The sequence below is a fragment of the bacterium genome (assembly GCA_016703265.1).
Classification (GTDB): Bacteria; Krumholzibacteriota; Krumholzibacteriia; order LZORAL124-64-63; family LZORAL124-64-63; genus CAINDZ01.
On sequence record JADJCK010000016.1, the window covers coordinates 58,456 to 66,815 of the forward strand.

Here is an 8,360-nt window from a genome sequence, read left to right on the forward strand (position 1 = left end):
CGGCCCCGCCCTACCTCACCAACGCCATCCGCACCGTGCGTACGCCGCCGCCCGCTTCCAGCCGCGCCAGGTAGCTGCCCGAAGCCTGCGCGCGCCCGGCATCATCGCAACCGTCCCACACGGCCTCGTGCTCACCCGCGGCCAGCGACCCGGCCACCAGCGTCCGGACCAGCCGCCCGGCCAGGTCGTAGATCGCCAACCGCGCAACGCCGTCGCCCGGCAACGTGAAGCGGATCGTGGTGCGCGGATTGAACGGGTTCGGCGCATTCTGCGACAGCACCGCGACGCCCGGCAGCCGGCCGTCAACGCCGCTCGTGTACTGCGGCGCCAGCACCGCGAACGGGCCCTGGTTCCCGTGGATGTCCTCGGCGCAGAGCTTGTAGTAGTGCGCGCCGGCGGTGGCATCGACGTAGCCGGTGTCCGCCTGCGCGGCCACGAGGTTGCCCGGGCCGGGCACGAACGCGGCCGTGGCGCCGCGGTAGAGGCGGTAGCCGGCCAGGTCGGGCACGGCCACCGGCAGCCAGTGCAGGGCCGTGCCGCCGCCGGCCGTGTTGCCGGTGAAGGCGGCCGGCTGGGGCGGGACCAGGTTGTCGACCGAGTAGCCCGAGCCCGTGGGCGAGTTCCAGAATCCGTTGCCCACGGCCGCGCGGGCCTGCACGCGCACCAGCGTGAGCGGGTTCGAGCTCGGCAGCGAGTCGGAGGTGGTGGGGACCACGTAGCTGTAGCCCTCGTCGCCGGCGGCGAACTGGCTGCCGACGTATTCCCAGAAGATGGTCTTGTCGCCCTCGACCGTGGAGGTCAGCGTCAGGCCCGCGACGGGTGCCGACTTCGCTTCCGCATCGAGCAACGGCGCGCCGCGCTCGAGCGCCGCGGCGGCGTAGTTCGGCGGCACCGAGCGCCAGATCCAGTATGAGCCGATGCCATAGGAAGGCGAGGCGTCGAGGTCGCTCGCGTACCACGACAGCTTCAGGCGGCCGCCCTGGTCGTTGGGAACGTCGCGGACGTGGGCGACCATGGGCTCGGAACCGAGCGCGCCGTACACGGTGATGCGTTGGGCGAAGACGTCGTAGGAGGGATTGCGCAGGTCGCGCCAGACGCCGATGGCGCCGCCGTTGCCGTTGGTCACCAGGCGCAGCTGATCCTGGTTGCCCGCGGCCGTGCTGACCGGGGTACCGGCGGCCGTGCCCAGCGGCGTGCCGTCGGCCGCGATGATGCGTGCATAGATGTCCGCGTGGCTGCCCTCGCGAAAGTCGACCCAGGCGGCAAGGGCTCCGCCGTCCCGGCCGGGAACCAGGGCGGGCGCCGACTGGAATCCGGGCTGCGTGCACACGGCCACGCCGGTTGCGGGCCACAGTTGCGCGCCGGCGCTCGACAAGTGCTGGGTGTAGATGTCGTAGTCGGGGCTGCGGGCATCCTGCCAGGCGACGACGGCACCGCCGGATCCGTCGGATGTGATCGCCGCCGCGGACTGGCTGTAGCTGGCGGTACACACGGGCACGCCTGCGGCGCCCCAGGGCAACACCCCGCCGGGCTGGACGCGCTGGGCGAAGATGTCCTCGCCGCCGAGCCGCGTGTCGGCCCAGGCGATGATCGCGCCGTTTGCGCCGTCGGACGCAACGGCGGGGCTGACCTGGTCGCCACCCGCGGTGGTCACGTTCATCTGCCAGCCGACGTCTCCCCAATAGCCCAGTTGTGCCGTGTGGACATCATAAACGTACGAGAGTGTCGGCACGGACCAGACGGTTGCCGAGAAGGCGACGATGCCGCCGCCGAGGCCGTCAGGTACCGCCACGGGCACCGACAGGGCCGCACCATCGCCAACCACCACACCGCCTGCGGCCCACAGGGATGCGCCCCAGGCCGCGAGGTGCTGGGCCACCATGATCTGCCCACTGCCGCCGCTGATGCGCCAAAAAACGATGGCGCCGCCGTAGCCGTCGGCAGCAAGGGCGCACTCCATCAGGTTGCCAACGGCAGCGTCCACGCGCACACCCTGCGGCCGGCCACTGCGGCGTACCGTCTGCCGCGAGGCGCTGGGCATAGATGGAGCCGAAATCGCGATCATCGTACCAGGCGACGATGACGCCCCCGAGTCCGTCGGCGGTCAGAAAGGGCTCGCCATAGGACATGCCGGACGTGCTGCCGACATTGATGCCGTCTGTCGTCCAGGCCGGCGTGCCATCGGCCTGGATCCGCTGCACATAGGGGGCATACCAGCCTGCCCGGGGATCGCGCCAGGCGACGAAGACGCCGCCGGTCCCGTCGGGCGCGGCCACGGGGCTGAACTGGTAGTCGGCGTGGGTGCACACCGGGACGTTGACGGTGGGGTTGCCGGGCCAGGCGGCGTGCGAGAGCGCGGGAACCAACAGGGCGAGCCCCAGCCACGCCGTCACGACGGTACGAGACACTCCAGGTTTCGACATGCCGGCCTCCGGTCAAATGGTGTGCGCGGGTCAAATTGAACTCGTGGTGCGGCCGACACATGGTGCGCAGGCCATATCCGGTAGGAGTCATCCACTATAGCAGAAATCACACAGGGATGGGTAATATTTATGATTTTTTGATATATGCGAAAGGGAGCGCCGCTGGAACTTGCGCCGGCGCAAGTCGGGCGACAAGCTGAACGGCCTCACCTGTCGAGCGTCCTACCTGAACAACGCCCGCACCGACCCCAACGACGACTTCTCCGTCGCCACATTGCTCTGGCACAGCAGTTCCAGCAGGAACACACCGCTCTCGTTCTCGCCCGGCACGCGGTGCGCGTCGACGGCCAGGTAGATCGTGACCGGCGTCTCGCCCGTGTTGTCGAACGTGAGGGCTTCAACCTGGCCGCCGGCCTTCTCGTCGGCGTAGTCGAGGCAGGTGGCGGCGGCGCCGCAGCCGTTGAACAGCCACAGGGCCACGTCGAGTGCGGGGGCTGCGGCGTCGGGGGTGGCCTGCACGGTCACCTGGTGGGTGGCCGGCAGTTCGATGGCGTACCACGACTCGCCGCCCACGAGGAGCGACGGGCTGCAGGCGTAGGCCTGCAGCAGGTTGGGGGCGGCCGCCAGGTCGCCGGGCAGGGTGATGAGCGCGCCGGCGCAGGTCACGTTGGTGGCGCCGCCCACTTCGCAGATCTGCGGCGGCACGCCGGGCCAGCGCGTCTGCAGCGAGAGCGTGTAGGGCCCGGCCGCGGGCGTGCTGGTGCCGTAGCCGTCGACCACCAGCCAGTAGGTGCCGGCCGGCAGCACGGCCTGCAGCTCGGTGTTGGCGCCGGCCAGGCACTGGTCGGTGTCGCAGCCGTCGAGCAGGAACAGGTCGAGATCCTGCGTGCCCAGGCCCGACAGGCCGGCCCACAGCTGCAGGTCGGCGGTCACCTCGAGGCGGTAGATGTGCTCGGGGCCCTGCTCGGGCCAGGTGCGGCAGCCGTAGCCGGCGAGCAGCGCGGGCGCGCCGGTGGTGTCGCCGGTGATGGCGGTGTCCCACAGCGCGGGGGCCAGCGTGAGCGTGTCCAGGCCGGCGCAGTCGAAGAGTGTCAGGGCGCGGGGGGCGGCCGGGCCGGCGGGCTTGTCGCCGCCGCCCAGGTAGAGGATCTGGGGGGCGCCGGCGGCCAAGGTGGCCTGTGAAGCCAGGGCGATCAGGAGCGCGGCGGCCGCGAAAGGCGCCCACGCACGGCGCACGGACAGGTGCAGGGTCCGGATCATGTTGGCAGGCTGCGACTTTCCGATCGGGGGTGACGGTCCGTTCGCCATTGTAGCACGGGAGGGGCCCGGCGGCGACGGCCAAGCGCCCCCGGAAACACGATGGGGACGATTCCGGATCCCCTGTGTTGAAAAGAGGTTAACCCGCACACGGTTTTTGACGATGACACCCGGCGAAACTAGTTTGGACGGACGCCCAGCCGCGTGGGTCGGCTCGTCCGGTCGCGCGGTCGTTTCAGCCTGCACAAGGAGCCGGGACATGAAAGTCAACTTCGTCGATCTGAGGGCCCAGTACCTGTCGATCAAGCCGGAGATGGATGCGGCGATCGCGGGAATTCTTGAAAGCTGCGCCTTCGTCAACTCCCGGTCGTTCGAGAAGGACTTCGCGACCTACCTGGACCTCAAGAACGTGGTCGGCGTCGGCAACGGCACCGATGCGCTGTGCATGGCCGTGCATTGCCTGGGCATCGGGCCCGGCGACGAGGTCATCTGCCCGGCGAACACGTTCATCGCCACCGCCGAAGGAATCGGCTGGGCCGGCGCCACCCCGGTGTTCGTCGACTGCGACCCGGTCTATTACAACCTCGACCCGACGAAGATCGAGGCGGCCATCACGCCGCGCACGCGCGCGATCGTCGCGGTGCACCTGTACGGCCAGCCGGCCGACATGGACCCGATCGTGAAGATCGCCAAGGATCACGGGCTGCTGTTGATCGAGGACTGCGCGCAGTCGCACGCGGCCACCTACAAGGGCAAGAAGGCCGGCACGTTCGGTGACGTGGCGTGCTTCAGCTTCTACCCCGGCAAGAACCTGGGCGCCTACGGCGACGCCGGCGCGGTGGCGACGAACAACGACGAGCTGGCCGCGGCCGTCCGCAAGCTGGGCGACCACGGCAGCAGCGTGAAGTACCGGCACGACTTCGAGGGCATCAACAGCCGCCTCGACGGCATGCAGGGCGCGGTGCTGTCGGTCAAGCTGAAGCACCTGGAGAAGTGGTCCGACCGGCGCATCGCCGTGGCGGCGCGCTACAACGCCGGCCTGAAGGACGTGTGCGTGGTGCCGCAGACGGCCGCCGGCGTGCGCCACGTGTTCCACCTCTACGTGATCCAGGTGAACAACCGCGACGACGTGATGAAGCACCTGGGCGAGCAGGGCATCGGCTGCGGCATCCACTACCCGGTGGCGCTGCCGGTGACCCCGGCCTATGCCCACCTGGGCTACGGGGCCGAGCAGTTCCCGGTGTCGTGCGGGATCGCCGACAAGATCGTCAGCCTGCCCATGCACGCGGATTTGACGGATGAGCAGGTGGATTTCGTGATTCAGGAAGTGAAAAAGGTGGCTAAATAGGCCCTGATTAGCTAGAATCTTGCATGGGAAGCGCGGGAATCGTCCTTCAGGCGGTTCCCGCGCCGCTTCCAGGGGACGGCGCGGCCGGGTGGTGACCACACCGGATGACAACTGCGCGCCGAGGGGGGAGCCGCGCCCGTCAGATTGACAGGCGGCGGAAATTGCCTACCTTCATGGTGCTCGCCTGCCAGTGTCCTTAGCGGGGGTCTATTCCGGCAAAATTGTTAAAGTAGCAGAGGTTGCGCGCGATATCACACACGTGAGCGGGGACCCGTGGGTCCGTTTGTTCACGATCGGCGCAGCCGGAGGGGTCCGTGTATTTCGCGGGTTCCTGGACCGCGGCAACTAGCCGGAGCAGGTGGCATGTCGAAGATCTACGAAGCGTACCGCAAGCGCGTGGGGGACGATCCGGACCTGACGATCGAGTTGGGGCGGGTTGGGACCGTGGCGCTGTACAACATGCCGGATGCGGCCCAGCAGGCCGAGTTCAGCCAGTTGGCCAACCGCCTGCTCAACCTGAAGCGCGGCGCGCGCGGCGCTGTCCTGGCCTTTGCCTCGACGGCCTCCGGCGAGGGCGCCAGCTTCGTCTCCTACAACACCGCGCTGATGCTGGCCACGGTCTACCATCAGAAGGTGTGCTGGCTCGACGCCAACTTCCAGACGCCGCAGAAGCAGTTGATGCACGCCGACGGGCCGACCCTGGCCACGCTGCTGCAGAATCCGGAACGCCTGACAGACCTGCGCCCGGCCGGCAACCCGACGCTTATCCCCGGCGGCCTGAACCTGACCACGGTGCGCGGCCTGTTCGCCGACCAGAAGTGCCACGACCTGCTGCACGCCCTGAGCGACCGCTTCGACTTCGTCCTGGTGGACCTGCCGCCCGTGCTGAGCACCACCGACACGGCCCTGATGGCGGCGGCTACCGACGGGTTGACGCTGGTGATCGAGCAGCGCTTCCTGAAGCGCGAGATCATCAGCCACGGCATGGAGGCGCTGCGGGCCAAGGGCGTGAACATTTTGGGCGCCGTCATCAACAAGCGGTCGTACGATCTGCCCAAGCTGATCTACGACAGACTGTAAGGCACGGGGGTCATGACGAAACCGCTGCAAGCTTCGACTTTCCTGGTGCTCGCCCTCGCCGCCGTCGCCATGTCCGGCTGCGGCGGCGGGCCGTCCTTCGTGATGCGGAACGAATTCATCGGCTTCACGCCGGAACAGCGCGTGGAGATGGAGAACCGTGTCCACAACGCCTACCGCATCCAGGAAGGCGACCTGCTGCAGGTGCGCTTTGCCTACCAGAAGGAACTGAACCAGGACGGGTCATCGTCCTGGCGGACGGCGCCGTCAACCTGATCGGCGTGGACCGGATCGTCCTGGCCGGCAGGACCGTGAGCGAAGCCGATTCGCTGGTGACGCTGGCGTATTCCCAGGAATACCGCGACCCCGACCTGTCGATCATCATGCAGGAGACGCAGGGGCGGCGGGTCTACGTGCTGGGGCAAGTGCGCAACCCCGGGCTGTACCGGCTGCCCTCCGGCGGGACCGACGTGATCGGCGCCGTCACGATGGCGGCGGGCTTCACGGACGATGCGGCACGCGACGGCACGCTCATCGTGCGGGTGACTCCCGAGGGCTACCAGATCCAGGAAGTGGACCTCGATACGTTCGGTTCGGCGCAGTTCGGCGGCATTGCAGCGCTCCAACCGAGTCGTACGACATGGTCTATGTGCCGCGGTCCCGGGCGGGCGACCTGGCCTATTTCGCCAAGACGATCCTGGCAGCATCGGCTACGCGACGCGGGTTGCCTACGACCTCAAGTTCATCAGCGACGGCGCGCTGGGAAGGTACTAGGGCCATGCTTGGTCAGGAACCCGGTCTGAATCTTCCGGGCACGACGCATCAAGTCGCGGTGAGTCCGCGTGACGTCGTCTTCGTCCTGTTCCGGCGCCGCTGGGTCATGCTCGCCATCGCCCTGCCCATCATCATCCTGGGCGGCGTGAGCTTGACGGGTCGCACCAAAACGAGCACGGCCGCCACGCGTGTGGTGGTGGAATTCCTCAATGTCGACCGCCCGCAGTGGAACATCACGGGCCGCAACATCGATTACGACCGGGAGCTCAGTACGCTGACCAATATTGCCATGAGCGTGTCCGTGGCCGAGGACGCGGCGGAGGCGCTCGTCGATTCGCTGCCCGCCATCCGGGCCATGGATCCCAACCTGGTCGAGATCCAGAGCGTGACCGACCTGCGCGACCTGCTGCTGGGCGGGCTCGATGTGAACATCGTCGGTGAATCGAACATCCTCGAGTTCCGCCACACCGACCCGAACCCCCGCATTGCTCTGATGGCCGCCGGCGCCCTGCGCACGGCCTTCATCCGCTACGAGAATTTCGGCCGCCGCAAGGTGGGCGCGGTGGCCTACTACGAGGAACAGCTTAATGTGGTCCGGGCCGATATCGACTCGCTCCTGGCTGTCCGCGGGGCGATTCTGGGCCAGGCGGGCTTCTCGTCGCTCGAGGACGAGCTGCGCTATTCGACCGGTGACGCCGCCGAACTGGAGAACCAGTTGCGGAAGGTCCAGGTGGACCGGGCGCAACTCGAGTCCGAGTACAATCACCTGAAGGGCTTCCTGGAGCGGGACCCGCGCGAGTTCCCGGCAGGGCAGGACGAGAGCCGGGCTTCGACCCTGGTCGGCTGGCGCGATCTGGTGGGCAAGCAGGAAGACGCCCTGAACTCCATCCTGTCGGTCTACACGGACGACAGCGTGCCGGCCCGGCGCCAGAAGGCGTTGCTGGACAGGTCGCTGGAGCGCCTGCGGGCCGAGGAAGTGGCCTACACCGAGAGCATTCGGCTGGCGCTCCAGTCCACGATGCAGCGCGAGCAGACGATCCAGGCGCAGCTTAACGAGATCAAGAGCAACAACAAGCGGCTGCCGGACGTGTACCAGCAGGTGTCGATGCTGGACAGCGAGATCAAGTCGCTGCGCGACCTGATGGGCGACCTGCAGGGCAAGTGGGGCGAAGTCCGCATGAACGAGATGGCTGACGACCGCGTCAGCAACATCATCTGTCCTGACGGAGCCGGAACTGGTCATGGCCTCGGCGGCGGCAAGACGGCCATCTACATGATCATGATGGTCGTGCTGGCGCTGGCGCTGGGCATTGTCGGGGGCCTTCATCGCGGAATCCGTCGACCACCGGGTCTACATTCCGCGCGAGTTGAAGAGAAGCTGAAGCTGCCGGTCTTTGCCAGTGTAACAAAGACCGACTGACCAGACTGCGGCTCGAAAACTACCACGCTTCTGTTTTCTCAACTGGGTGTCGGTGAGGTCC

At 67.8% G+C, this 8,360-nt stretch carries 7 protein-coding genes; 5 read left to right on the plus strand and 2 right to left on the minus strand.

Annotated elements, in window-relative coordinates; genetic code table 11:
- Positions 1–10: 10 nt before the first annotated feature.
- Both IPG61_19955 and IPG61_19960 read right to left on the minus strand, forming a co-directional pair.
- Entirely contained in the window at positions 11–1,984 is a 1,974-nt protein-coding gene (locus IPG61_19955) for a T9SS type A sorting domain-containing protein (protein ID MBK6736293.1), read from the minus strand.
- Positions 1,985–2,645: 661 nt separating this feature from the next.
- On the minus strand, positions 2,646–3,683 hold the full coding sequence (locus IPG61_19960) for a hypothetical protein (GenBank protein ID MBK6736294.1): 1,038 nt from the start codon (positions 3,681–3,683) through the stop codon (positions 2,646–2,648).
- A gap of 256 nt (positions 3,684–3,939) precedes the next feature.
- Here IPG61_19960 and IPG61_19965 point away from each other — a divergent pair, with 256 nt between their 5' ends.
- The 5 genes from IPG61_19965 (at position 3,940) to IPG61_19985 (ending at position 8,299) form a co-directional block, all read left to right on the plus strand.
- Complete coding sequence (locus IPG61_19965) at positions 3,940–5,028, plus strand: DegT/DnrJ/EryC1/StrS family aminotransferase (protein ID MBK6736295.1); 1,089 nt, start codon at positions 3,940–3,942, stop codon at positions 5,026–5,028.
- Between the two features lie 363 nt (positions 5,029–5,391).
- The gene (locus IPG61_19970) at positions 5,392–6,108 is read left to right on the plus strand and encodes an AAA family ATPase (GenBank protein ID MBK6736296.1); all 717 of its coding nucleotides are present in this window, start codon (positions 5,392–5,394) and stop codon (positions 6,106–6,108) included.
- A 12-nt stretch (positions 6,109–6,120) separates the two neighbouring features.
- On the plus strand, positions 6,121–6,381 hold the full coding sequence (locus IPG61_19975) for a hypothetical protein (protein MBK6736297.1): 261 nt from the start codon (positions 6,121–6,123) through the stop codon (positions 6,379–6,381).
- A gap of 35 nt (positions 6,382–6,416) precedes the next feature.
- Positions 6,417–6,908: an SLBB domain-containing protein gene (locus tag IPG61_19980; GenBank protein ID MBK6736298.1), complete on the plus strand. Its 492-nt coding sequence runs from the start codon at positions 6,417–6,419 to the stop codon at positions 6,906–6,908.
- Positions 6,909–6,937: 29 nt separating this feature from the next.
- Positions 6,938–8,299: a hypothetical protein gene (locus IPG61_19985; GenBank protein ID MBK6736299.1), complete on the plus strand. Its 1,362-nt coding sequence runs from the start codon at positions 6,938–6,940 to the stop codon at positions 8,297–8,299.
- Positions 8,300–8,360: the final 61 nt, after the last annotated feature.

Coding starts and splice junctions, on each gene's coding strand:
- IPG61_19965 (MBK6736295.1), top strand. CDS start 3,940: ATGAAAGTCAACTTCGTCGATCTGAGGGCCCAGTACCTGTCGATCAAG.
- IPG61_19975 (MBK6736297.1), top strand. CDS start 6,121: ATGACGAAACCGCTGCAAGCTTCGACTTTCCTGGTGCTCGCCCTCGCC.
- IPG61_19970 (MBK6736296.1), top strand. CDS start 5,392: ATGTCGAAGATCTACGAAGCGTACCGCAAGCGCGTGGGGGACGATCCG.
- IPG61_19960 (MBK6736294.1), bottom strand. CDS start 3,683: ATGATCCGGACCCTGCACCTGTCCGTGCGCCGTGCGTGGGCGCCTTTC.